Origin of the sequence: Sulfitobacter sp., assembly GCF_036960155.1 — a bacterium.
Classification (GTDB): domain Bacteria; phylum Pseudomonadota; class Alphaproteobacteria; order Rhodobacterales; family Rhodobacteraceae; genus Sulfitobacter.
The window spans coordinates 155,702-178,273 of record NZ_JBALWB010000008.1 but is presented as its reverse complement, the minus strand read 5'-3'; the positions used below and the strand labels follow the sequence as shown (position 1 = coordinate 178,273).

The following is a 22,572-nucleotide window of genomic DNA, read 5'->3' as shown; positions in this document are numbered from 1 at the left end:
GGGCAGCCTCGTTTTGATTAAGTCCAGTTTTCGATAATCTTTGCCACCGGAATGGGGCTGACAAAGCAGATGTTATGACCACCCTCGACAACATGCAGCGTCGCGTTTGGCATTGCAGCGGTGATATTTTCGGCACGCTCTAATGGTGCCTGTTGGTCAAACTGGCCCGCAAAAACAAGCGTCGGGGTGGCGATGTTTGGCAGCTCAGACCACGCATCATGTGCCTCGCGGGCCTGTAAGAGGCGTGGGTGACCTTCTGCATTTTTGCTGTGTGCCATGAATGTAGCGTCAGACGCAACGCGCGCTTCAATCTTCGCCTCAGCAGCAGCGGGATCTTCCACCAGCAGCGCTTCAAAGCGTGTATCCACAATGCCCAGGGCGCACTTTGCGCGGAGACGCACGTCAGTGATTTGCTTCAATTCATGGATCGGGTAGGATTGACCACCCACACCACCTGCAGCCCCCACGCATAATGCCATCCGGTTGATCCGCTGTGGTGCAAGCGCTCCCAAATGTAGCGCCGTCATAGCCCCAAAGCTTTCGCCCAGCACGTCCACACGATCCCACCCAAGGGCGTCTATCAGATGCAACGCATCACGCGCGTAATCCTGCATCGTCCAATCGCCATCAGGCGCATCCGTCAACCCCAACCCACGTGGATCGGCTGCGGCAACCTCGAAGTGCCGAGGCAGATCGCTGTCAAATATTGGTGTCCGCGAGGATAGATCAAAGCTGGAGCCACCCAAAAACAGCAATGGCTTTCCCGTTCCTTCAACCCTCACGTTCACCGTGATGCCCTCAGTTTGCATCCGTCGCGTCGTTGTCATGTGAGTGCTTTCCACAACATGCGAACGGCACTAATAAACAGGAAAACCGAGAAGGCGAGTTTGAGCTTACGGGGCTCCATTAAGTGAGCGATCTTGGCTCCGTAAGGTGCCGTCAGAACGCTCATTGAGAAAAGAACAGCAGCCGCTGGCAGATTTACGAAACCGAACGAACCCGGTGGACGGCCTTCAACGCCGATTCCAGCCCAGACGAACCCGCAAACAGCTGGTACGGCGATGGCTAAACCAAAAACAGAAGCCGTGGCAACCGCACGGTGAACCGGAACTGACAGCATCGACATCACGGGAACTGACAACGTGCCGCCGCCAATGCCCATCAACGCAGAAGTGAAACCAATTGGCAGCGCAAGGGCGCCTTGTTTGATCCTACCCTCAGGCGGAGCCTGCGAAAGCGTCATTGTCTTGGGGAGTGCAAGGTTTATGGAGGCCACCAATGCAACTGCGCCGAAAATAAGCGTCAGGCCATTTGACCCGATAGATTTTGATGCAATCCCACCCAAAAGCGCACACAGAAAAATTGCAGGAACCCAACCGCGTAAAATGTCAAAATCAATTGCGCCACGTTTATTGTGCGCCCGTGCAGACGAAATTGAAGTGGGGATTATTGTCGCAAGTGACGTGCCCACAACAAGCAACATGGCGATGCTGTCATCAATCTCAAACAGTTCTGCAACCACGATCAGAACGGGCACAATGACGATGCCGCCCCCGACACCCAACAGCCCCGCCAATACACCGGCGATTGCGCCAGTCACCAATAGACCCAGCGTCAGCCCCAAAAGAACAGAAATTGAAAACCCAGCAATCATACTAAGTGGCCCTTCTTGGTTTAATCGCGCGAATGAGCAGCAATGACAGCATACCTACTGCTGCGAAAACCAGCACGCCAGCGATTGGATGGCCCACAAAGAATGCCGAAAAGCTACCGTCGGTGATGATCAGCCCCTGCCGCAAGCTGATTTCCAACGTTGGCCCAAGTACCATACCGATCACAAGCGGAGCCATTGGATATCCCTGACGGCGCAGGATGAAACCTAGAATACCCGCTATCGCCATGACCAGTAGATCAAATGGGTTGCCGCGTACAAAATACACTCCCACCGTACACAGCAGGCAAATCATCACCAGCATGTAGGCCTCTTTGATCCGCAGGATCGGGGCCGCCATACGCGACACCAACATGCCTAAAGGCAACAGCATCAAGTTAATGACAAAGAAGCCCGAGAAGATTGCTGCCATCAAAACAGGGTTTTCTGTCATCAGACGCACGCCTGGCGTTACACCGTGCAGCGTGAGCGTGGCTAACATCACGGCAGTAATCGCATCACCCGGAATACCCAGCGCCATGGTCGGGACCAACGCCCCGCCCGTGACCGCATTGTTGGCGGCTTCCGAGGCAATCAAACCATCCGGTTCGCCCTTGCCAAAATTATCGCGGGTTGGGGCAGATCGACGTGCTTCAGCATAGGAAATAAACGCCGCAGTTGCGGCACCAGTACCCGGCAAAACGCCAATGCCGTTGCCAATCAACACGGATTTGACAAGGCCTTTGATGCGGCCTTTCCACTCGTGCAACTTGGGCAAAACGATGCCATCGAACTCGACCAATGGCGTATCGTCGTCGCGCCGAGCAGCGGCACGTGTCAAGACCTCGGACAAGGCGAAAACACCAATGACAACGGCCAACAGGTTAAAGCCAGCGATCAGTTGAAACTGGCCAAACGTAAAACGTGCTTCGCCTGTGATCGGATCACCGCCAACAGTGGACAAGAAAATGCCGATAAATCCTGCAATCAACCCTTTGATCAATGATCCCTCTGACACCGACACAATGCAGGTCAGGCCAAGCAAGATAAGCGCAAAAGTTTCAATTGGCCCGAAGTTTAACGCGAATGCTGCCAGTTGAGGTGCCGCAAAAATCAAAACAACCGCAGATGTCAGACCCCCAATAACAGACGCAATTGTGGACCAACCAAGCGCTTTTCCTGCTTCACCGCGCTGCGCCATTGGATACCCGTCAAGGCAGGTCGTGGCAGATTGCGGCGTGCCGGGGGTATTGATCAGAATGGCCGAAATTGACCCGCCGTAAACAGAACCCGCATAGATCGCGAGCAGCAGCAGAATTGCAGGGGCCTGCGACATTGTCAGGGTGAATGGAAGGATCATCGCAACAGCCACGGTTGATCCAATTCCGGGCAGCGCGCCAAGTATAATACCAAGCATGGTGCCAAGTGTGAGAACCAACATGCCCTCAAACGTTAGGATCAGGCCCAACGCTTCTGGAAGAGATTGAATCATTGCAGCATCCTCAAATCCACCAAAAGAAAGGTGAGGTCGGCAACGACATTTTCAGCGCGTGATTAAACAATGCAACCAACGCCCCTGCCCCCACCAATGGTATTAGAAACACTTGCACCGGATTGCGTAATCCAAGCGCGAGCAAGATAACGACGCCCACCGTGAAAGAGCTGATAAAGTACCCAAGCGGCACCAAGATCAGAACGTATCCGACAAACGCCACCCCTATGACCACAACAGGCAGCAATTCGATTGATGCACCCCTTGAGCTTTGTAGAAAATCAATCACTACATTCAGCACAGTCAAACCCAGCAAGATGATAAGAATGATGCGGGGAAAGAACATCGGACTAAATGCGCCCCCGAGGTCTGCAAATTGCAACCCAAAAGTAGACACGACCAACCCAGCAGTCAAAACAAGTATTATCACAGAAATCACTCTGCGTTCAGTGAACAGCGCTGTCATGGAAAATCCTTTTCGTGTTCCACACCCGACGCGATGCTCGGGTGTGGAGATTGGTACATGACTTAGAGGCCAGCCGCTTCAATCAACGATGCGTTGGCTTTGTACTGGTCGCGGAAGAACGTGTTAAAGTCCGCCGCGTTGCGATAATTTAGGACCGTGCTTGTCTGTGTTGCGAACTCTTGAAAACCATCCGAGTTCATGGCCGCTTCACAAGCTGTGCTTAGAGTTTCAGTCACTTCCGGCTCCAGACCAGCAGGTGCAAATAGACCACCCCAAAGGTAAAGCTCGTTCAGCGGTGCAGCGATGCCAACTTCGGCAGCTGTAGGAACATCAGGCATGCTGTCCAGACGTTCGCTGTTGAACACCACCAATGGGCGGAAATCGCCGCGCGTCATCAGCAACTCAGTATCACCAAAGAACTGGATTGTACCCGCTGCCATTGCTTGCAACGCAGGGCCAGACCCCTGAAACGGCAGATGCTTCATATTGTCGATCACACCAAGACCCGAAAACGCCGCAACCGTCGTCAGGTGTGTAATCGCACCAGGGCCGGATGAGCCGTAGATGTATTTTCCGGGATCGGCTTTTACTGCAGCAACAACGTCTTCGATTGTCTCGAATGGGCTGTCGGCTTGTGTGAACAATACAGTCGGTGACGCGGCAACTGAACAAATCGGCGTCCAGCTGTCTACGTTGTAAGGCACGTTTTTGATCTGTGGCTGGATAGTTGAAACCGTCACGGACCAATAGCCCATTTGATACCCATCAGGACGCTGACCAGCAAGCGCTGCTGCACCTACGGTTCCAGAACCACCAGCCATGTTGGACACATATGCGTTGCCACCCAATGCGTCGGCAAAATGGGGCGCAAAGGCGCGCAACAGCAGGTCTGTACCGCCGCCCGCATTGAACGGCGCCGCCAAGTTGATCGGGCGTTCAGGGAATTCTTGCGTCACTGCGACGCCCGCTGTGAGTGCCAATGCGATGGCTGCTACAGAAGTAGCCATAAAGTTATTCATGGTCTTCCTCCCAAAAGAATCTTCGTTGGTAACGTTGTCATTACTTTTGACATCGTTGTCAAATGGTCATTCATATACCATTATCTGAATCTCCTAGGAGGTTCCGGTTTGAACAAGAATCCACGCAAGTCCACACTCAAAGACGTAGCCGCTCTAAGCGGGGTCAGCGTCATTTCGGCGTCTCGCGTCATGCGCAATGCCCCAAATATTTCAAAGGCGTTGCGCGAGAAAGTAGAAGAGGCAGCCAAGACACTCGGGTACCAACGCAACCGGATTGCGGGATCGCTACGGGGCCAAGCCACAGAACTGGTCGCCGTCATTGTCCCCTCCATGAGCAATCACGTCTTCCCCAATATTATGGACGGCATCGACGACGCGCTTGAGGGATCTCAGCTGCGACAGGTGTTAGGAATGAGCAAATACGACGCTGCCACAGAGGAAGCGGTCCTGCGAGACATGCTCACGTGGAATCCCGCTGGAGTTATCCTAAGCGGACTTGAACACACTGACGCCACCAGAGAGATGCTTGCGCATTTTTCCGGGCCAATTGTCGAGGTCATGGATGTCGATGGGGATGCCCTTGATCTGGCGGTTGGTGTTTCAATGAAGGAATCAGGTACGTTGATTGCGCGCCACCTCTTCGAGGAAGGGTATCGACGTATTGCCTATGTAGGTGCGTGGGGGGAACGCGATATCCGCTCATTGAAACGTCGCGTCGCGGCTGAAGCAGAACTGGAACGCCTTGGGGCACCACTAGTGACATCCGTGATCATGAATGAAGCATCTTCACCGCAAATTGGCGCAGACGGCGTCAAACAACTGCTTGCGATTGATCGCAATATTGACGCAGTTTTCTTTGCAAATGATGATCTCGCGCTCGGCGGGTTATTTTACTGTCAGGCACAAGGTCTAGATGTTCCAAATGATGTCGCCCTTGTTGGGTACAACGGGCTAGACATTTGCCAATCTATCTCGCCACGCCTCACCACCATCTTGACCCCTCGGTATGAAATCGGTCGTCGTGCTGGTGACTTGATACGCGCTCGAATCTCAGGCGCGGACGCGATTTCAGACAGGACATCCCATCTGGATATTCAACTCCTCAAAGGCGGCACGACATAAAACCCGCAGCGTGTAACAACGGCACCCCTCAATGCAGAAGTTGTCCCTTTCACGTTTGCAACACCCCCCAGCGAACCGAGCATGACGAAGCACGGTGAGTTGGTGAGTTGGTGAGTTGGTGAACAAATTCGATCGGGCATTCATGAATACCGCAAATAGTTCGCGCCCTTTTCCGGCTAAACCATCTGAACCCCAAGTGTACCTCATACGCAGTTTTGCATCTTCCCCCCAGATGTTTAAACTAAACTAAATTGCAAATGGGACATCACGGACATGCATTCATTTTTCGAAGACATTGGCGCAACCATACCCCTCATCCAAGCACCGATGGCAGGTGCACAAGATGAGAAGCTTGCCATTGCCATTGCGCAAAAAGGTGGCATTGGATCAATCGCATGTGCCCGGCTAGAACTTAACGAGATTTCTACGTCCGCGAGGCAATTTCGAGACCAATCGTCAGGTCCCCTTAACTTAAATTTCTTTTGTCATGCCGTTGCCCCACGTGATGCGCAGCGCGAGGCGGTCTGGCAGAAAGAACTGAGCCGCCACTACACCGAAAATGCGCTGGGATTCGACTATCCAACTGATGTTGCGCTTTATGCAATTGACGCGGAGACAGTCGATATCATCTGCGCAATCAAGCCAGAAGTCGTGAGCTTTCATTTCGGCATGCCTCCAAAAGATTTTGTAGACCGCATTCGCGCAACGGGATCAAAGATCATCGCCTCCGCCACGACCCTCAAAGAAGCTCTGTATCTTGAGGAACAAGGATGCGACGCCGTCATCGCGCAAGGCTGCGAAGCGGGTGGTCATCAAGGTGTCTTTTTACCAACCGAAAACATTACACCACTGCCCATGATCGAATTGGTCACCCGATGTGTTGTAGCGCTGAACATCCCAATCATCGCCGCTGGCGGCATTGCGGACGACAAAACCATTCGAGCGGCGATGCAGGCAGGTGCGATCGGGGTGCAAATTGGGACGCGGTTCTTGAAAACACCGGAATCCACGATCCCGTCACGCCACCGCGCGCTTCTTGATGGTCAAGGCGTGCAAGAAACGGCGATTACAAACGTTTTCACGGGCCGTCCTGCACGCGGTTTTGTTACTAAATTAGTCCAAGAACTGGGTCCGATGAACCCAAACGTCCAAACTTTTCCTTTGGCCATATCCGCCATAACACACCTCAAAACTGCTACCAAAGGATCCGATGACTTTGACGCAATGTGGGCGGGACAGAACTGGGAAATTGGTCAAGAAAAACCCGCCGCAGACGTCGTGGATGAGCTTGCGACGGGTTTTGATAACTCATAGAAAATGGGCCGTCCAAATGAACGGCCCAGATCGCTTATCCAAAGATATAGAACGCTAGCTTGTTGCCATCTAGATCACGCACATAAGCACCATAAAAGACGTCGTCGATGCGCTGACCGGGGTCGCCCTCGGTTGTCGCGCCGAGTTCGATTGCCTTAGCGTGCATCGCGTTAACTTCTTCTTTTGAAGACGCTGCAAATGCGATCATCGCACCGTTGCCACATGATGGCTCGTTTCCGTCAAAAGGCTGGCAAACCGCAACCATTGGCTGCTCGATTGATTTACCGATCATCGCCAAACGACCAATGTCGACCTGAACCGTTGCGTCAAACAATTCGGTGTAGAATTTTTTCGCTTGTTCGATGTCTTTTACACCGATCGTTGAGTAACCAATCATGGGCTTTCCTTTAGTTTGATTTTTCTTACCAACCTACTAGATGGTTGGCTGGCAGAGGGCAAGGAAAACCACCCTCCTCACCAGATTGTTATCTCATGAAAAGCGCGCTGATCGTCTAGTACATATTGGTTCGGATATCCCTATCGATCCGGCCTTCCATATCATCCAAAAACTCTTGCGAATAGTTTAGATGGGCAGACATCATATCGCCCAAACTAGGAGCCGTTTTTCGATCTATCTGCGTTTCCGGATCCCAAAGGCCTGACCGACGGATCGCTTTTGAACAATGTCCATAGGCTTCTTGAATTTCGATCAAAAGCCCGACAGGTGGCACCCGGTCTTTGATCGCGCATCGCGCTAATAATTCAGGATCGCGTGTTGCAAATCCGCGCCCATTAACCCGCAGGGTATCAAAAACACCCGGTATCATAAACAGAACCGAAACCGGTGGATTGACCAGAATATTGCGAAACGTGTCAAACCGCTGATTGCCTGGTCGATCAGGGATCAACAGATACTTTGGTGTAACAATCTCAACAAAGCCTGCCGGATCACCGCGCGGCGATATGTCGGTGCACCCTTGGGTATCTTGAGACGAGACGACGCAAAACGGCGATAATCGCACAAAGTCTTGCATTGGCTCGCTCAAAAACGGGGCCGATTTATCATAGATAGACTCCGTTGTGTCCCCATGCCGCTCGCGGAATTCGGGGATGTCTTTGATCAGGTATTCTGGGCGAATTGGATTACTCATCAGCGTCCCTTCATCGTCTCTGGTACAAACGCACAACTTGCTCGGGCGCCGATGCACGCGCGCCACTCGTTCAAAGCGGTGAGCCCTTGGGGCACCATAACCTTGGGGTATGTTTCGGAAAAATTAAGACCCGTAAAAACAGTGATGTCAGCCATCGAATAATTCGCACCCGCGATATGGCGCTGGTCGCGCAGCACCGCATCAAAATAGGCCATCCCATCCAGGGTCTTTTGCAGATGTGCGTCACCCCATGCTTTGTTTTGGTTCAGTTCAATCTCTGGCCCAAAGCCCAGGGTCGCGTGATGAAAATAGGTCCCTATTGCATCAACGATCTTTTGTTCGCCCCGCCGTTGCATCATGTGCACCACTGCGCGCTCTTTTGCTCCGCGACCTGTTAACGGAATGCCCTCAAAAGTGTGATCAATGTACTCAGTGATCGCTGTCGTCTCGGACAAGGCAGTGCCGTCATCCAATTCCAGCAGCGGTACAGTCACACTTGGGTTTTTGGCCTTAAAGGCTGCAGTACGGTGTTCGCCCTCCCAAAGATTGACCTGAATGATCTCAACTTGATCGAGCACCCCTTTTTCGGCCAATGCAATCCGCACACGGTCAGGATTTGGCAAACCCAAGCTATCATAAAACTTCATTCGATCATCCCTTAGTGCAACCACAAGATAGGCAAAAATACCTGATGTTCCATTTCAATCAAGGAAACGTGAGCACGATACCCTTGTGTTCATAGTCTCCGACATCACATACCACTTACCCTACCTATTGGAAGGCAGATTTCTAGAATGTTCACAAGGATGACAAGAATGCCAGAACAAATCGGAGTTTTCCACGCAGGCGAACAGAGCTTGCATGAAAAATTGGGGATCGGTGAGCGCCAGCATCAACTTGGCCTGCGAATGATCCGTGATCACATGCCCGATCAACATCGCGATTTTTTTGCGGGCCTATCGTCGGTTCATATCGGCGCCGTAGACAGCGCAGGACATCCTTGGGCTATGATGCGCGTTGGACCAGCCGGATTCATGACCTCTAAGGATGATAAAACGTTAAACATCTCATCCCGCCCTCTTGCTGGTGAACCTACCGATCTGCATCTCGCTGAGGGTGCCAAAGTCAGCGTTGTCGGTATCGAATTTGAGACGCAACGCCGCAACCGGCTCAACGCGACGATCACTGCCGCTGACAGCGGTCATCTGTCTCTGCGTGTTGATCAGAGCTACGGAAACTGTCCTAAATACATTCAGGTCAGGACCAAAACATCTGAGGCGTCAACGCACCCTTCTCCCTCCGTAGTCACCTCAACCTTACAGGATATCGACAAAGAGCAGATCATGAACGCCGATACTTTGTTGATCGCGTCGCGCGCCGCACAGCTGGGCGATGATCCACGCGCCGGGGTCGACATTAACCATCGCGGTGGCATGCCCGGCTTTGTATCGGTCTTGGACGACACCACGATCCAGTTCCCAGACTACAAGGGAAACAGCTTTTACAACACATTCGGTAATATCGTGACGGATAAGCGTGTCGGTTTACAGTTTGTCGATTTTGAAACGGGTACGCTGCTCAACATCAAAGGCACTGCAGTTTTGGTAGAAGACCTGAACAACGGTGAACTACCTTTGATGGGACGTGGCCTGCGCATCACCGTTGAATCCGTCACACGTGCTGAAGGTGCTTTGCCCATGCGTTTCACCTTTGGACAATATTCTGACCGCAATCCCGCGATCCACCCAGACTAAACAACCCTTGCCACGTAACCTACCTGTTGGTAGGCTGCTCGAGGTGAGAAGTTCCAGTGAGCCGAATTGTTTGCGATTGGTGGCTCATTGGTCGAAACCAAAGAAACCCTTTGCCTAGGATTGCGGCAATGCCCGCCAGATGATCACCCGTTGAATGCCAACGCAGACATTAACAGCGCAAAAACTGGAACAGTACTCACCACTTGCGGCATATCAAGCCGCCGAATACATACATTGGCCATTAGGGCGTTAAACGGAGCACTTTGTAATGGCGATCGACACCAAAACAGCACTCTTGGATTCAGCCGAGCGCGCCGCACGAACCCTTGGTTTTGACGGGTTTAGCTATGCCGATCTGGCAGAGGATGTCGGTATCCGAAAGGCCAGTATCCATCACCATTTCCCATCCAAAGCGAACTTATCGGTCGCGCTGATGCAGCGCTACCTTGCTAAATTTGAGGCCGTGCGCGCAGAATTTGACGCCAATCCCAGGACAGGCGGAGCGCACTTAGATGCGATCATCGGCAACTACCGTGCGGGCATCAATGGCGGCAAAAGCCTATGTTTATGTGTAACCTTCACAACCAGCCGCGACAGCTTACCACCCGAAGTAGCTGACCTCATTCGCCGCTTTCGCATCATGATGATGGATTGGCTCGAAGCCGCATTCCGAACAGGGCAAGGTGATGGATCAATCACTGGCGTCCTAGACCCCGCAATTGAAGCTGCTGCGACCCTTCCCTTGTTGGAAGGTGCGCAGCTCGCCGCGCGGACACAGGAAGATCCGGTCCTTTTTGACAAAGCTATGCAGCTTTTGAAGCAACGCATAAAAAACTGATACAGGGCCTTATAAGTCTCTCACTTTACCAAAGGACCTAATATGACCCAGAATGCTGAATTACTTATTGGTGCCCTTGTGGCAGATGCCGCCAGCCTTGGTCTACATTGGATTTATAACGTCGACAGAATTGCCGAGATAACGGCGCGCCAAAACGGACAATGCGCATTCACGCCAGTTGATGCCAAAAACTTTGACGGCGTAAAAACATTTGCGCACAGCGCGCGCCATAACGGTATGTTCACCCAAATTGGCGAGGTCTTGCGGCTTGTGATCCAATCCATGAATGCAAATGATGGGGCCTTTGATATCCCCGCCTACCAATCCGCATTCGTCGCCTTTTTTGGCGCAGGCGGAGCCTATCAAGGGTTCATGGACCACCCTACACTGGGTGCATTGGTAAACATTGCTGCACAGACAGATCCGTCGGGAATTGACGATAATCAAACACCAGCCCTTGCGCGGCTACCTGCAATTCTTGTCGCCTACCACGGCAAAGCAAACCTGTTAGACATGATAAGAGCCTCAATGCAGGTCACAAACGTCAATAGTGTTGCCGCCGCTTACAGCGATGTATTCGCAGATGTCTTATCTCGCGTAATGCAAGATGAACCTTTAAGCGCCGCCCTCGTCGCTGCCGCCCTCAATGCAGATGAGGCCATAAAGGCCGATCTATTGGCAGCGCTTGAAACACAAGAAACGGATTCAACAATTTTTGCGGGCATAAACGGCCTCATGGGACGCGCATGCAGCTTGCCTGCTGCTGGTCCGGTTATGTTCCACATCCTCAAACACAGCACCACGTACCAAACCGCCATTGAAGCCAATATTTTAGCAGGCGGAGATAGCGCCGGTCGATCGATTATGATCGGTGCAATCATGGCGCGCGTACACGGCATCGCAACACTAACAGGTGTTCCACTTTCGTGGGTGCTTCAGTTGGAAGACGGTGCAGAGATATGGAATGAATGTGAAACTCTAGGCGCCAACTAACAAAACCTAAACCTGCTGGATACGGCAGGTTCTTACTGCGAACATAGGCACCATTGCCCAAAGGGTGAGTGACATCATTAGTAGGCGTGTGCTTGTTTCGTCTTAAGGCGACTGTCCGTTATTGAAATGAAATTTCGACCTCACCAAAGGAGCCAAAGTCAGCATGAATTTCCGCACCTGAGGGGCATTCAATTGGCCTGATAAAGCTACCCGAAAGGATGATCTGCCCCGGCTCAATGCTTTGACCATATTGCGCCATGCGCTGCGCCAACCAAACCACGCTTTGGACTGGATCATTCAGCACGCCAGCGCCAAGGCCCGTCTCTTCGACCTCGCCATTACGCGAAGTAATGGCACCAACCCACCGCAGATCAACTGCATCAACGGCGTGACGTTGCGGCCCCAATACGATGCCAGCATTCGCAGCGTTGTCACTGATCGTATCAAATACTTTACGTGTCTGGCCTGTCTTGGCATCCACGCGTTGAATGCGGGTATCCAGAATTTCGATCGACGGAGCCACGAAATCAGTGGCCGCTAGAACGTCATCACGCGTAACGTTCGCACCACCCAAAGAAGTTTTGAGAACAAAGGCTATCTCGGCCTCAATCCGAGGCTGAATGAAGCACCCAGCAGGAACAACTGCTCCGTGCGCAAACAGCATATCATCAAACAGGATGCCGCTATCAGGGATGTCGATGTTGAGCGCGGATTGCATCGCCTTGGAGGTGAGACCGATTTTCCAACCGATCACCTTGCGCCCTTGCGCAATTTTGGCGCGATAGATTTCATTCTGAATCGCATATGCGTCATCCATCCCTATTTCAGGGTGGCGTAGACTTAGCAGGCTGATCTGGGTTCCTGCCTTTTCCGCCTCTAGCAGATCGGTCGCAGCCTGTGCATGCTCTTGGGGGGTCATACCACTTCGTCCTCCACAGTATTGCGCAACACACCAATACCGTTCACTTCGACCTCAACCACATCACCGGGCTTGAGGTATTGCGGCGGATCAAGGCGCGCGCCCGATCCGGTCGGCGTGCCCGTGACGATGATATCACCCGGTTGGAGCGTCATAAACGTTGAAATATATTCAATCTCGCGGCGGATTGGATGCATCATACGCGACAGCACATCATCCTGACGCACCTCGCCGTTTACGCGGGTGATTATGCGGGCATCATCTAGTTGCTTGGCATCTGTAAACGGCACCAACCACGGCCCAATCGCACCGGAACAATCCCAGTTTTTACCTTGTGTGACGTTAAACTTTGCATGACGAACCCAATCGCGGATTGTACCCTCATTGCACAGCGTGAGTGCGGCAATGTGATCATAGGCGTCGTCTTGGGAAATCCGGCGGCCCGATTTGCCAATAACGATTGCGACCTCACCCTCATAATCGAGCGTCTCATTTTCGGGGGGACGAATGAGCGGCCTGTCATGGCCCGTGAAGCCACTTGCGAAACGAGGGAACAAAGACATGTATTTTGGCTGTTCTGATCCGTCTTTGTATTCTGCGTTCCGGTCTGGGAAATTCACACCTACGCACAAAATGCGAGGCGCGTTGGGCAGCACCATTTCAAACTGATACTCTTGATGGCTCACTGGTTTGCCATCTGCAGCTTGTCCAAGCGCTGCCAAACCATCCGCTTGCACAGCATCCAGAAGCGTAGGCCACTGTGGAAAATCAGTATTCAGGGCAATCATACCCTTGTCGGTTACGGCTCCATAGTATGTTTGCCCATCAACCGAATAAGTTGCGAATTTCATATGCCTTGCTCCCAAATCTCTTTGATAACGGTGTACGCCATCATCACGTCATCACGCGTTGTATCGAACTGCCCCACTTGGAACCGGATGACCTTGCGATCGCCAAACATGCCCTGTGTTACGTAAATACGCCCATCATCATTCAGCGCATCAACCAGTTTTTGTTGATCGGCATCACTCCCCGGACAGCGGAAGGAAAACAGGCTTAGGATTGGTTCGGTCACGATTTCAAACCCATCAAGCCCGCGCAACATCTCGCAGAGTTCATGGGCCCATTTAACGTGATTTCGAATGCGTGTACGCAGCCCTTCCAGACCGTAGGATCGCAGCAAGAACCAAATCTTGAGCGCGCGAAACCTGCGGCCCAATGGGATCGTCCACTCGGAATAGTTCGTGACGCTTTCACCCGACGTCTTGAGGTATTCTGGTTCAATCTTCAACGTGTTGAGCTGCGGTGTAGCGTCCCTCAGAAATTGAACCGAGCAATCAAATTGCGCACCGAGCCATTTGTGCGGGTTGAAAACAATACTATCAAAACCGTCCACATCAGCCCAAAAATCTTGCTGGAATTCAGGGCAAATCATAGCGGAGCCTGCCCATGCAGCATCTAGGTGCGTGTACAAATCCTCTGCCTTGGCTACATCCAACAGCGGGCCCAACGTATCGCAGGCACCAACACCCGTGCCGCCTGTAACCGCAATGATCCCCGCAGGGGTGTGTCCCGCCGCGCGGTCTGCTGCAATCGCTGTTTTTAGCGCCTGAACGTCCATCGCATGCCTTGAACCTTGTGTTGGGATTTTAATCAGGTTCGCTTGCCCAATGCCCGATACCCAGCACGCGCGGTCAATAGATGAATGCACCTGATCTGAGCAGTAAACGCGCAGATGCCCTTTATCCGAAATCCCATCGCGATTGCCAGTGTACCCTGTCGCGCGTTCCCGCATTGTCAGAACCGCGGATAACGTCGCTGATGACGCACTGTCTTGGATCACGCCTGTAAATCCATCGGCAAGCCCTAATGCTTGGCGCAACCAATCGATCATCACCCCTTCAACCTCTGTTGCGGCGGGGGACGTTTGCCATAGCATGCACTGTGCTGCCATTGTTGTTACTAACATCTCTGCCAACATCGAAGCTGGGGCCGCGTTCGCGGGAAAATACGCAAAGAAACGGGGATGCTGCCAATGGGTCATCCCAGGCATAACGATGGCCTCGAAATCGGCCATAATGGTTTCCATTGCTTCGGCATTGTCTGGCGGCGTTGCGGGCAGCTGCATCGCAATATCACCTGGTGCCGTCTGGGCACGTACGGGTAGGTCACGCATATTTTTGTGATAATCCGCGCCCCAGTCGGCAATGTGCTTACCCCAATGGGCAAATTCGTTCCACTCCATCAGTGAACCTCCAGATTGATAGTACGCAGATATACTTTATTGAAGTCTACTGGCCCAAGGCACAGCATCAAACTCAGCTTAGTCACGGCGCAATGATCGGACTGGCAGCAATCTCGCTATCGCGTGTTTCGATATCTACAAACGTTGAACCATGTTCAAACCAACTGCGCGGTGCTGCCGCACCCCAAAGCGTTTGACGTTGTGGATCTTGCAAATCCCATTTGATCGGTTCCAGATCTGGATCAACAGTCTGATAATCAGAGCAGTAGATTTCAATCCGGTGGCCATCAGGGTCAAGAACATAGAGGAAGAATGCGTTGGATATGCCGTGGCGGCCCGGGCCGCGTTCGATATTATCAACATATCCTGTTGTCGCCATCAGATCGAGCAAATCAATGATGTTCAGCGGTGTTGGCACCCAGAACGCAACATGGTGCATGCGTGGGCCAGTACCGTTCGTAAACGCCATGTCATGCACGCCGCCCTTGCGGTGCATCCATGCCGCCCACAGCTTTTTACTGTCTTCGTCCTCAGTGTATTCCGTCACGCGAAACCCAAAATCGCTATAGAACGCAACCGATGCATCAACGTCCGGCGAGAAGCAATTAAAGTGATCAATGCGCAGTGGCTTTACCCCACGATACAACGCGTACTGCTGATGAATCGGTGCGAGGCGGTCCATCTTGTGGTAAAATTCCAAAGGGATGCCGATGTTATCCGAGGTCAGCAATGTTCGGCCCTGATAAGGTCGATCAACCCAAGATGTCGGGCGGCCCTTGGCGTTAAAGTATGCTTCGGCCTTGTCTAAATCATCTTCATCAAAGGTTTTAAATCCCATAACCTCAACCGTACCCGGCTGGTCAGATTTTTGCAGGATGATGCAGTGATGGCCGCGCTCTTCCATGGCACGCAAATAAATATGCGTGTCGCTTTCGTCAGTGACTTGGAGGCCCAAAATCTCGGTGTAGAATTTTTTGGAGACCACAAGGTCTTTGACATTGAGACACGCGTGCGAGAGACGAATGGTGTTGAAATCGGGGTAAAGATTTGGCGCAGGTACGGGCATCAGAGGGCTCCCAATTTTGTGATTTTATGCTGTCCGGTCGCAAAACCGATGTGCTTTTGCTCCATGTAAAACTCGAACGACCAATCGCCGCCATCGCGGCCAATGCCGCTGGCCTTGACGCCGCCAAACGGGGTGGGCAGATGGCGCACATTTTCCGAATTCACCCAGATCATCCCCGCTTCAAGCTTATCGGTAAAGCGCAAGGCACGGGTCAGATCATTGGTCCACAGATACCCCGTGAGGCCATAAGGCGTATCATTTGCCATGCTCAGCGCCTCTTCCTCGGTAGCGAAGGGGATAGACGTGAGGACAGGTCCAAAAATCTCTTCTTGGGCGATGCGCATGTCGTTCGTTGCGTTGGTAAACAGCGTCGGGCGGATGAAATAACCCTCTTCGCCAACCTTTTCGCCGCCAGCAGCAATTGTTGCGCCGTCTTCGCGCGCGATGTCAAAATAGCTGGTTACTTTGTTATAGTGTTCCTCGGTCACAAGCGGGCCAATTTCGGTGGACGGGTCCAACGGGTGGCCAACTTTTATGTTGTTCACACGTTCAACCAGCTTGGCCTCAAATTCTTCACGAATTGTGTCTTGGATCAATAGGCGAGAAGAGGATGTGCAGCGTTCGCCGTTGATTGAATAGATCATGAAAATCACAGCATCTAATGCGCGTTCAAGATCAGCATCCTCAAACACGATTACTGGGTTTTTGCCACCCAGTTCTAAGTGATTGCGTTTAAGAGTATCTGCACCTTGCTTGGTGATCAGGCTGCCTGTGCGGCTTTCGCCTACAAATGCGATAGCGCGGATTGCTGGATGTTCGCACAGCGCCTTGCCTGCACCTTCGCCAAAGCCATTGACTGTGTTCAACACGCCCGGTGGCAGGCCTGCCTCTTCGGCGATTTCGACCAGCAAACGCGCGGTCAGTGGCGACGCTTCGGCGGGTTTGTGAACAACCGTACAGCCGGCGGCCAAAGCCGGCGCGATTTTCCACGTGGACAACATAAAGGGTGTATTCCACGGCGTAATCACCCCAACAGGGCCAATTGGCACACGCGTTGTGACATTCATCAACGTAGGCGATCGCAAGTGTTGCCCATCGCGTGCTTTGATCGCCTGATCCGCGAAATACCGGAAATTCTCGGCGCCGCGCAGGGCTGCTTTTGACATGAACCGCATGGTTTGGCCGGTATCCCAACACTCACACAAAGCGATCTCTTCGGCGCGCGCTTCGATCCCATCAGCAATGGTGAGCAGGATTTTACGGCGCGCCGCCGCGGGCATATCACGCCAGCCTGCAAAGGCATCCGCAGCAGCACGTGCCGCCGTATCGATGTCTTCAGCTGTCCCATGTGCAACATCGCAAATCTTGCTTTTGTCCACAGGAGAGCGGTTGGTGAACACGCCACCTGCCCCTACACAATCCTTACCATCAATCCGGTTCTGGATACCGCGTTCACGAAAACGATCAAGATATCCGTCCAGTTTCGTGATGTTGTCCTCGAGTATGCCCATGCCAATTCCTTCAGCTGTCAAATCCTGTTCGGATGGTGTTTTGGAATCATCCGAACCGTTAACAAGTTAATGATTAATACGTTAACTAAAATTTCCCTGTCATGTCAAGCTAAACGACTAAGACAAGGATGTATCGCACCAGGAATTTGAAAGAGCTATTAGGCTGAAACAAGCCCTTCAGCACACCAGCCATCAAATATCTTCAAAGCGGTCGCTGCAAATATCTCATCGTTGATGTGACCAGCGACTTCATGAACAGCAACGCCATCGGGCAATGTATCTTTCAGCTCAGCCAAAAACACGGCAAGGCCTTCGGCATCGTGCAAATCGGCGCCTATCCGGTCCCATTCACCCAATCCGTCTTTCGGCAACAACAGTGCAATAGGCCCAGCAGCCGTTGCCAATTGCGCGCTATGCGCCTGTGCAATTTCTTTGCGTTCTTCATGGTTCATGACAATAGAAGTGAGCAAACGATTGTGCGTGTGCTTTGGGTGATCCGCCCACTTTTCGGGTACAGGTTGCCAACCTACGATATCAACCAGATCATAACATCCCGGTGCCACCAGCTGCGGTGTTCCGTTCAGGCCCGCATGGGTCAGTCGCCCTGCCCCAGCAGAAATGTTAGACCCGTGGATGTGATTGCCCAACTCTTGGGTACAGAAATCAAACACACAGGCAAACGCCCCTTGGGCGGCAAGACTTTCGAATGCGCGCCCGCCCATGCCAGTTGCGTGAAACACAGCCACTTCGAAACCGCGCTCTTCCAAGGCGGGTTTGAGCGTCACCATGTATCTTAGGGCCGATTTACCAAGTGAGGTCATACCAATCAGTGGTTTTTTCCGATCAGGTGCGACAACGGCCCGCGCCGCACCCAAAACAGCGCCCCCTGCCTGACTAAGCGACGCTTTGCATACAGAATTCAATCCATACAGGCCGCCAGCCCAAAGGATCATCTGAGTATCGGCAGCAAGCCGTTCTGCTGGGATAAGCGGCGAGAAAGAGACCGTAGAGACAATGTATTTAGGCACACCCAGAGGCAGCGCCAAACACACGTCCAACGCCAGATCAGTGCCCATCGTGCCGCCCAACACGACCATGCCGTCAAATTTTCCTGACGCGTATAGGCGCGCGGTGAGCAAGCCAGCACCCGCCGCCATAATTTGCATCGCCTTATTTTCATCACCTGAGGCAATAGCTGCTTCGATACTGCTGCCACCCTCTTGGGCCACATCATGTTTAGAATAATCCGTCGGGCTAGACGGGTCCCCCAGAACAGACACATCCATTGTCACAACATTGCCACCCTGTTCACGGATCACATCGGCAAGGAACGCCAATTCGTCGTCCTTGGTGTCATAGGTGCCGATCACAAGAATGGTTTTATCTGACATGGGGTGTGTCCTTATCTGAGTATCTTAAAGTTTGATCCAAGCGGTCTTGAGGTTCACATACTTGTCGAGCGCGTGAAGAGATTTGTCATGACCATTGCCAGACTGGCCAACGCCGCCCAAAGGCACCGTGCCATCCGCGCCGCCATATGTATTTACGTGCATGACACCTGTCTTTACCGCACGCACCATCGCGTGTGCCCGCGACAAATTTGAGGTCCAGACCGCGCCTGCCAAACCGTATATGGTTGAATTTGCTAGGCTGATCGCCTCGGCGTCCGTATCAAATGCCGTTACTGCCAATACTGGGCCAAATACTTCCTTTTGGGCGATCGTCGCATCGCGGGTGACATCCGTAACAACTGTTGGTGCCATGTAATATCCGCCGGTGTTTTCCAGAATGCGTTGACCACCTGTCACAACCCTACCGCCCTCAGTTTTAGCTGTCTCTACAAAGGCAAGGTTCTGCAGCAGTTGCGTTTCAGAGTTGATCGCACCCACATGAGTATCAAGGCTCAGTGGGTCGCCGACACGAAGTCCTTCAGCAGCTTTAACAACCGCGGCTACAAACTCATCGTGGATTGACGCCTCAACCAGCAGGCGCGAACCTGCAACACAGACCTGCCCTGAATTGCGAAAAATACCCATGGCAGCGACCTTTGCCGCCTCATCCAAATAAGGCGCATCGGCAAAGATGATATTGGGGGATTTTCCACCCAACTCCAGATAGACCCGCTTCATGTTTGAACGCGCCGAGTATTCCATCAGGCGACGGCCAGTTCCGCCAGACCCAGTGAACACCAAAACATCCACGTCCATGGACAGTGCCAATGCCTCACCCACCACAGCACCTTCACCGGTTACGACATTCAGCACACCGTCAGGCAGACCCGCTTCATGCGCCAGCTCGGCCATGCGCAGCAAAGACAGCGATGCTGTCTCGGACGGTTTCATCACAACCGAATTGCCCATCGCCAGCGCGGGACCAAGTTTCCAAGCACCGATCATCATCGGGAAATTCCACGGGATGATCGCCCCAACAACGCCAACAGGTTCTTTGTGGATCATACCTAGAATGTCGGGGTTGGTTGGTGCAACTTCGCCGTACACTTTATCCAAGGCTTCAGCGTAATAGCGGATGGTGCCTGAAGCAGACCCCGGTTCGGCCTTGATGGCCATGCCAATCTCGGTTCCATTGTCACGCACACCCAGTACAGCCAGTTCCAGCGCATGCGCATCAATCAGGTCCGCCCATTTCATCAAAACCTTTTTACGCGCCGCCGGGCCTTGGCCTGACCAACGGCCATCTTCAAATGCGCCGCGTGCAGCCGCAACAGCAGCGTCCATGTCTGCCGCTGTGCCTTTGGCAACCTGCGTCAAAACCTGCCCGTCAATTGGCGACAGGACATCCATGGTTTTGCCGTTCGATGCCGCAACTTTTTTGCCGTCAATCAGATGGGTGAATGGCGCAACATCTTGTGCACGCAGCGTATCAATTTGGGTTTGGTCCATTGGATCCTACCGTGTTTGTGTGTCGTGAATGTCGTGATCTTCTTCGGGCTGATGGGCGCGCCATTCTTTGATCAACGTACGCACATGCAGCAACACTATCAGGCAGATCATTGTGAACAAAATAAAGGCGATGGGCCGGTCGATCATATCAAACGGTGTTTTCAGGCGTGGCATCGCAGCACGCAGCTTTACCTCCATAATACCGCCCAAAACCATACCCAGAATAATTGGAACTATAGGTAGATTGAGACGTTTGAGGATCAGGCCCAGCACACCAAAGCCGGCAGAGATCATACAATCGGTTAGTGAGTTACGCAGCGAATACACCCCAACAAAAGACAGGATCAAAATCATCACGCCCAAGAAACGTGTTGGAACGCGGATGATCTTTGTCATCAGATTTGTAGAGAAAAGCAGAAACACAAATACAATGATGTTGAGCAGGATCAGCGCAAAATACAGGCCATAGACCAGATCGATATTATTCTGGAAAAGTTGCGGCCCCGGGATAACGTTGTGCACATAAAATACGGACAGCATCATCGCAGTCAACGCCTCGCCTGGAATGCCAAGGGCCAGCAAGGGGATCATCGCAGCGGCAGGTACAGCGTTGTTGGCCGCTTCTGATGCAATCAAACCCTCTGGTGAACCTTTGCCAAATTCATCCGGTGTTTTGGAGGATTTCTGCGCGTAAGTGTAACTCATGAATTGGGCGGTAAACTCACCCGTGCCCGGGATCATCCCAAGGATCACACCAAGGCTGGCGGAAACTGTGGCCACACGCTTGTGCTTCATCAGCTCCTTTATGCCTGCGCTCATTTTGCCTGATACGGGTTTCGCATCTGGGCTGGAATCTGGCGCACCGAGAAGAAAGAATGCTTGGCTAAGCGCGAACAGGCCAAGGACCACAACAATCAGGTTTATCCCTGAACTGAGGAAACTGTAGCCAAATGTATAACGCTGCGTATAGGTCACAGCGTCTAATCCAACCGTTTGCAGAAAGATGCCAAACATTGCGAGCAGCCCAGCCGCAAATATCTGACCGCGGTGTGCGAGGACAACCAATATGATCCCCAACATTGCAGCTAGAAAAATCTCTCGGCTGCCAAACATGGGCGCAACCAACGCTAAAACCGGAGAGAGCAATATCAAGCATAAGATGCCGAAAATGCCGCCCCAAAAAGACGCGCTATAAGCCAATGAAATTGCGCGGTGCGCCTCTCCCCTTTGGGTCATCGGATACCCGTCATAGGATGTTAGGGCGTTCACCGCCGTTCCCGGTGTATTGATCAAGATCGCGGGTATAGCGCCGCCATACATTGACGACCCATAGATGCCCAACAGCATCGTCAGACCTACAATTGGATCAAACGAGAATGTCGCGGGCAGCAAGATCGCAATTGCAACTGCGGGCCCAACACCCGGAATGGCACCAATGATTACGCCGCCAATGGATCCTACGAACAACGCAAGGACCACATCCCATCGTGCCAACATCTCGGCACCAGCAATAAGATTTTCCATCAATTGATCCGATCAAAAATATGTAAGCATGATTTGGCGGATGCCATCCGGCAGGTATTCATAAACCTGACCCGCTGGCAGCTTGACCTGCAGGAGTGTTTTGAAAATCAAAACAATTCCTAAAGCGCTAAGTGCTGCGGCACTTAGAGCCATTCGGCTTCGATATCCTGCACGCAAAGCAAGCAAAACGGCAAAAACAACAGTCGAGGGCAGGTAGCCAGTGATAGGGACAATAGCCGCATATACAACAAACCAAATAGCGTATTCAAGCGATGAAACCCAAACCCACACCTCGGCCCAGCGTCCGTCGATACGTTCTGATAGCATCGACCCTAAAAGGTGAAGCGCTGCAAACAAGGCCATTAGCGAAAGAGAAGCAGCAGGCCAAAAGCGTGGTTGAGAAAACAGCTTTCCGCCAGATTTATACGCGGTTTGCTCAAACAATTGAGACAGCAGGAACACCGCGACAATCAGAAGCACCCATGCAAATACGATATCACCCGGGCGGCGGTACCGTTTGAAAAGAGATTGAAGCGTTTTGACACGTGACATTATAGGCCCCACCTGATGATCGCAAAGAGCGCGCGAAACATGTCGCGCGCTCAAA

The 22,572-nt window shown here is 52.4% G+C and carries 22 protein-coding genes; 5 read left to right on the top strand and 17 right to left on the bottom strand.

Annotation, left to right across the window (positions count from 1 at the left end; genetic code table 11):
* Nucleotides 1–17 precede the first annotated feature (17 nt).
* From V7775_RS17160 to V7775_RS17140, 5 genes are all read right to left on the bottom strand, one after another.
* Nucleotides 18–827: an alpha/beta fold hydrolase gene (locus tag V7775_RS17160; RefSeq protein ID WP_335753137.1), complete on the bottom strand. Its 810-nt coding sequence runs from the start codon at nucleotides 825–827 to the stop codon at nucleotides 18–20.
* Nucleotides 824–1,654: a sulfite exporter TauE/SafE family protein gene (locus V7775_RS17155; RefSeq protein WP_335753136.1), complete on the bottom strand. Its 831-nt coding sequence runs from the start codon at nucleotides 1,652–1,654 to the stop codon at nucleotides 824–826. The genes V7775_RS17160 and V7775_RS17155 overlap by 4 nt, the downstream gene beginning before the upstream one ends.
* A 1-nt stretch (nucleotide 1,655) precedes the next feature.
* Complete coding sequence (locus V7775_RS17150; RefSeq protein ID WP_335753135.1) at nucleotides 1,656–3,143, bottom strand: tripartite tricarboxylate transporter permease; 1,488 nt, start codon at nucleotides 3,141–3,143, stop codon at nucleotides 1,656–1,658.
* Between the two features lie 10 nt (nucleotides 3,144–3,153).
* Nucleotides 3,154–3,609: a tripartite tricarboxylate transporter TctB family protein gene (locus V7775_RS17145; RefSeq protein WP_335753134.1), complete on the bottom strand. Its 456-nt coding sequence runs from the start codon at nucleotides 3,607–3,609 to the stop codon at nucleotides 3,154–3,156.
* 62 nt (nucleotides 3,610–3,671) lie between these two features.
* Nucleotides 3,672–4,628, bottom strand: coding sequence for a Bug family tripartite tricarboxylate transporter substrate binding protein (locus V7775_RS17140; protein ID WP_335753133.1), 957 nt, complete (start codon nucleotides 4,626–4,628; stop codon nucleotides 3,672–3,674).
* Between the two features lie 108 nt (nucleotides 4,629–4,736).
* Here V7775_RS17140 and V7775_RS17135 point away from each other — a divergent pair, with 108 nt between their 5' ends.
* Complete coding sequence (locus V7775_RS17135) at nucleotides 4,737–5,750, top strand: LacI family DNA-binding transcriptional regulator (protein WP_335753132.1); 1,014 nt, start codon at nucleotides 4,737–4,739, stop codon at nucleotides 5,748–5,750.
* Nucleotides 5,751–6,023: 273 nt separating this feature from the next.
* Nucleotides 6,024–7,064, top strand: a complete 1,041-nt coding sequence (locus tag V7775_RS17130) for an NAD(P)H-dependent flavin oxidoreductase (protein WP_335753131.1) — start codon at nucleotides 6,024–6,026, stop codon at nucleotides 7,062–7,064.
* A 34-nt stretch (nucleotides 7,065–7,098) separates the two neighbouring features.
* Here V7775_RS17130 and V7775_RS17125 read toward each other — a convergent pair whose 3' ends face one another.
* From V7775_RS17125 to V7775_RS17115, 3 genes are all read right to left on the bottom strand, one after another.
* Complete coding sequence (locus V7775_RS17125) at nucleotides 7,099–7,461, bottom strand: VOC family protein (protein WP_335753130.1); 363 nt, start codon at nucleotides 7,459–7,461, stop codon at nucleotides 7,099–7,101.
* Nucleotides 7,462–7,576: 115 nt separating this feature from the next.
* On the bottom strand, nucleotides 7,577–8,215 hold the full coding sequence (locus V7775_RS17120; protein ID WP_335753129.1) for an MSMEG_1061 family FMN-dependent PPOX-type flavoprotein: 639 nt from the start codon (nucleotides 8,213–8,215) through the stop codon (nucleotides 7,577–7,579).
* On the bottom strand, nucleotides 8,215–8,862 hold the full coding sequence (locus V7775_RS17115; RefSeq protein ID WP_335753128.1) for a glutathione S-transferase family protein: 648 nt from the start codon (nucleotides 8,860–8,862) through the stop codon (nucleotides 8,215–8,217). The genes V7775_RS17120 and V7775_RS17115 overlap by 1 nt, the downstream gene beginning before the upstream one ends.
* 168 nt (nucleotides 8,863–9,030) lie before the next feature.
* Between V7775_RS17115 and V7775_RS17110 the strand changes: the two genes are divergently transcribed.
* From V7775_RS17110 to V7775_RS17100, 3 genes are all read left to right on the top strand, one after another.
* Nucleotides 9,031–9,969, top strand: a complete 939-nt coding sequence (locus tag V7775_RS17110) for a pyridoxamine 5'-phosphate oxidase family protein (protein ID WP_335753127.1) — start codon at nucleotides 9,031–9,033, stop codon at nucleotides 9,967–9,969.
* A gap of 268 nt (nucleotides 9,970–10,237) precedes the next feature.
* On the top strand, nucleotides 10,238–10,807 hold the full coding sequence (locus V7775_RS17105; protein ID WP_335753126.1) for a TetR/AcrR family transcriptional regulator: 570 nt from the start codon (nucleotides 10,238–10,240) through the stop codon (nucleotides 10,805–10,807).
* Between the two features lie 42 nt (nucleotides 10,808–10,849).
* Nucleotides 10,850–11,800: an ADP-ribosylglycohydrolase family protein gene (locus V7775_RS17100; protein WP_335753125.1), complete on the top strand. Its 951-nt coding sequence runs from the start codon at nucleotides 10,850–10,852 to the stop codon at nucleotides 11,798–11,800.
* 118 nt (nucleotides 11,801–11,918) lie between these two features.
* On the opposite strand, the gene hpaH is transcribed toward V7775_RS17100, so the two are convergent.
* The 9 genes from hpaH to V7775_RS17055 form a co-directional block, all read right to left on the bottom strand.
* A complete protein-coding gene (hpaH, locus tag V7775_RS17095; RefSeq protein ID WP_335753124.1) occupies nucleotides 11,919–12,719 on the bottom strand; it encodes a 2-oxo-hept-4-ene-1,7-dioate hydratase in 801 nt (266 codons plus the stop codon).
* On the bottom strand, nucleotides 12,716–13,570 hold the full coding sequence (locus V7775_RS17090; RefSeq protein WP_335753123.1) for a fumarylacetoacetate hydrolase family protein: 855 nt from the start codon (nucleotides 13,568–13,570) through the stop codon (nucleotides 12,716–12,718). The genes hpaH and V7775_RS17090 overlap by 4 nt, the downstream gene beginning before the upstream one ends.
* On the bottom strand, nucleotides 13,567–14,964 hold the full coding sequence (locus V7775_RS17085) for a pyridoxal phosphate-dependent decarboxylase family protein (RefSeq protein WP_335753122.1): 1,398 nt from the start codon (nucleotides 14,962–14,964) through the stop codon (nucleotides 13,567–13,569). Before V7775_RS17085 ends, V7775_RS17090 begins: the two co-directional genes overlap by 4 nt.
* A gap of 82 nt (nucleotides 14,965–15,046) precedes the next feature.
* Nucleotides 15,047–16,030 carry a 3,4-dihydroxyphenylacetate 2,3-dioxygenase gene (gene hpaD / locus V7775_RS17080; RefSeq protein WP_335753121.1) on the bottom strand — a complete coding sequence of 328 codons (984 nt, stop codon included), beginning with the start codon at nucleotides 16,028–16,030 and terminating at the stop codon, nucleotides 15,047–15,049.
* On the bottom strand, nucleotides 16,030–17,541 hold the full coding sequence (hpaE, locus tag V7775_RS17075; RefSeq protein ID WP_335753120.1) for a 5-carboxymethyl-2-hydroxymuconate semialdehyde dehydrogenase: 1,512 nt from the start codon (nucleotides 17,539–17,541) through the stop codon (nucleotides 16,030–16,032). The genes hpaD and hpaE overlap by 1 nt, the downstream gene beginning before the upstream one ends.
* A gap of 158 nt (nucleotides 17,542–17,699) precedes the next feature.
* Nucleotides 17,700–18,932, bottom strand: a complete 1,233-nt coding sequence (locus tag V7775_RS17070; RefSeq protein WP_335753119.1) for a Tm-1-like ATP-binding domain-containing protein — start codon at nucleotides 18,930–18,932, stop codon at nucleotides 17,700–17,702.
* Between the two features lie 24 nt (nucleotides 18,933–18,956).
* Entirely contained in the window at nucleotides 18,957–20,441 is a 1,485-nt protein-coding gene (locus V7775_RS17065) for an aldehyde dehydrogenase (protein WP_335753118.1), read from the bottom strand.
* A 6-nt stretch (nucleotides 20,442–20,447) separates the two neighbouring features.
* The gene (locus V7775_RS17060) at nucleotides 20,448–21,965 is read right to left on the bottom strand and encodes a tripartite tricarboxylate transporter permease (RefSeq protein ID WP_335753117.1); all 1,518 of its coding nucleotides are present in this window, start codon (nucleotides 21,963–21,965) and stop codon (nucleotides 20,448–20,450) included.
* A 12-nt stretch (nucleotides 21,966–21,977) separates the two neighbouring features.
* The gene (locus V7775_RS17055; RefSeq protein WP_335753116.1) at nucleotides 21,978–22,517 is read right to left on the bottom strand and encodes a tripartite tricarboxylate transporter TctB family protein; all 540 of its coding nucleotides are present in this window, start codon (nucleotides 22,515–22,517) and stop codon (nucleotides 21,978–21,980) included.
* Nucleotides 22,518–22,572 lie beyond the last annotated feature (55 nt).

What these genes read in the sequence shown, in the direction of transcription:
- V7775_RS17130 (WP_335753131.1), top strand. Translation starts at nt 6,024, where the DNA reads ATGCATTCATTTTTCGAAGACATTGGCGCAACCATACCCCTCATCCAA.
- V7775_RS17140 (WP_335753133.1), bottom strand. Translation starts at nt 4,628, where the DNA reads ATGAATAACTTTATGGCTACTTCTGTAGCAGCCATCGCATTGGCACTC.
- V7775_RS17145 (WP_335753134.1), bottom strand. Translation starts at nt 3,609, where the DNA reads ATGACAGCGCTGTTCACTGAACGCAGAGTGATTTCTGTGATAATACTT.
- V7775_RS17090 (WP_335753123.1), bottom strand. Translation starts at nt 13,570, where the DNA reads ATGAAATTCGCAACTTATTCGGTTGATGGGCAAACATACTATGGAGCC.
- hpaD (WP_335753121.1), bottom strand. Translation starts at nt 16,030, where the DNA reads ATGCCCGTACCTGCGCCAAATCTTTACCCCGATTTCAACACCATTCGT.
- V7775_RS17055 (WP_335753116.1), bottom strand. Translation starts at nt 22,517, where the DNA reads ATGTCACGTGTCAAAACGCTTCAATCTCTTTTCAAACGGTACCGCCGC.
- V7775_RS17120 (WP_335753129.1), bottom strand. Translation starts at nt 8,215, where the DNA reads ATGAGTAATCCAATTCGCCCAGAATACCTGATCAAAGACATCCCCGAA.
- V7775_RS17085 (WP_335753122.1), bottom strand. Translation starts at nt 14,964, where the DNA reads ATGGAGTGGAACGAATTTGCCCATTGGGGTAAGCACATTGCCGACTGG.
- hpaH (WP_335753124.1), bottom strand. Translation starts at nt 12,719, where the DNA reads ATGACCCCCCAAGAGCATGCACAGGCTGCGACCGATCTGCTAGAGGCG.
- V7775_RS17125 (WP_335753130.1), bottom strand. Translation starts at nt 7,461, where the DNA reads ATGATTGGTTACTCAACGATCGGTGTAAAAGACATCGAACAAGCGAAA.
- V7775_RS17160 (WP_335753137.1), bottom strand. Translation starts at nt 827, where the DNA reads ATGACAACGACGCGACGGATGCAAACTGAGGGCATCACGGTGAACGTG.
- V7775_RS17065 (WP_335753118.1), bottom strand. Translation starts at nt 20,441, where the DNA reads ATGGACCAAACCCAAATTGATACGCTGCGTGCACAAGATGTTGCGCCA.
- V7775_RS17115 (WP_335753128.1), bottom strand. Translation starts at nt 8,862, where the DNA reads ATGAAGTTTTATGATAGCTTGGGTTTGCCAAATCCTGACCGTGTGCGG.
- V7775_RS17110 (WP_335753127.1), top strand. Translation starts at nt 9,031, where the DNA reads ATGCCAGAACAAATCGGAGTTTTCCACGCAGGCGAACAGAGCTTGCAT.
- V7775_RS17060 (WP_335753117.1), bottom strand. Translation starts at nt 21,965, where the DNA reads ATGGAAAATCTTATTGCTGGTGCCGAGATGTTGGCACGATGGGATGTG.
- V7775_RS17070 (WP_335753119.1), bottom strand. Translation starts at nt 18,932, where the DNA reads ATGTCAGATAAAACCATTCTTGTGATCGGCACCTATGACACCAAGGAC.
- V7775_RS17150 (WP_335753135.1), bottom strand. Translation starts at nt 3,143, where the DNA reads ATGATTCAATCTCTTCCAGAAGCGTTGGGCCTGATCCTAACGTTTGAG.
- V7775_RS17100 (WP_335753125.1), top strand. Translation starts at nt 10,850, where the DNA reads ATGACCCAGAATGCTGAATTACTTATTGGTGCCCTTGTGGCAGATGCC.
- hpaE (WP_335753120.1), bottom strand. Translation starts at nt 17,541, where the DNA reads ATGGGCATACTCGAGGACAACATCACGAAACTGGACGGATATCTTGAT.
- V7775_RS17155 (WP_335753136.1), bottom strand. Translation starts at nt 1,654, where the DNA reads ATGATTGCTGGGTTTTCAATTTCTGTTCTTTTGGGGCTGACGCTGGGT.
- V7775_RS17105 (WP_335753126.1), top strand. Translation starts at nt 10,238, where the DNA reads ATGGCGATCGACACCAAAACAGCACTCTTGGATTCAGCCGAGCGCGCC.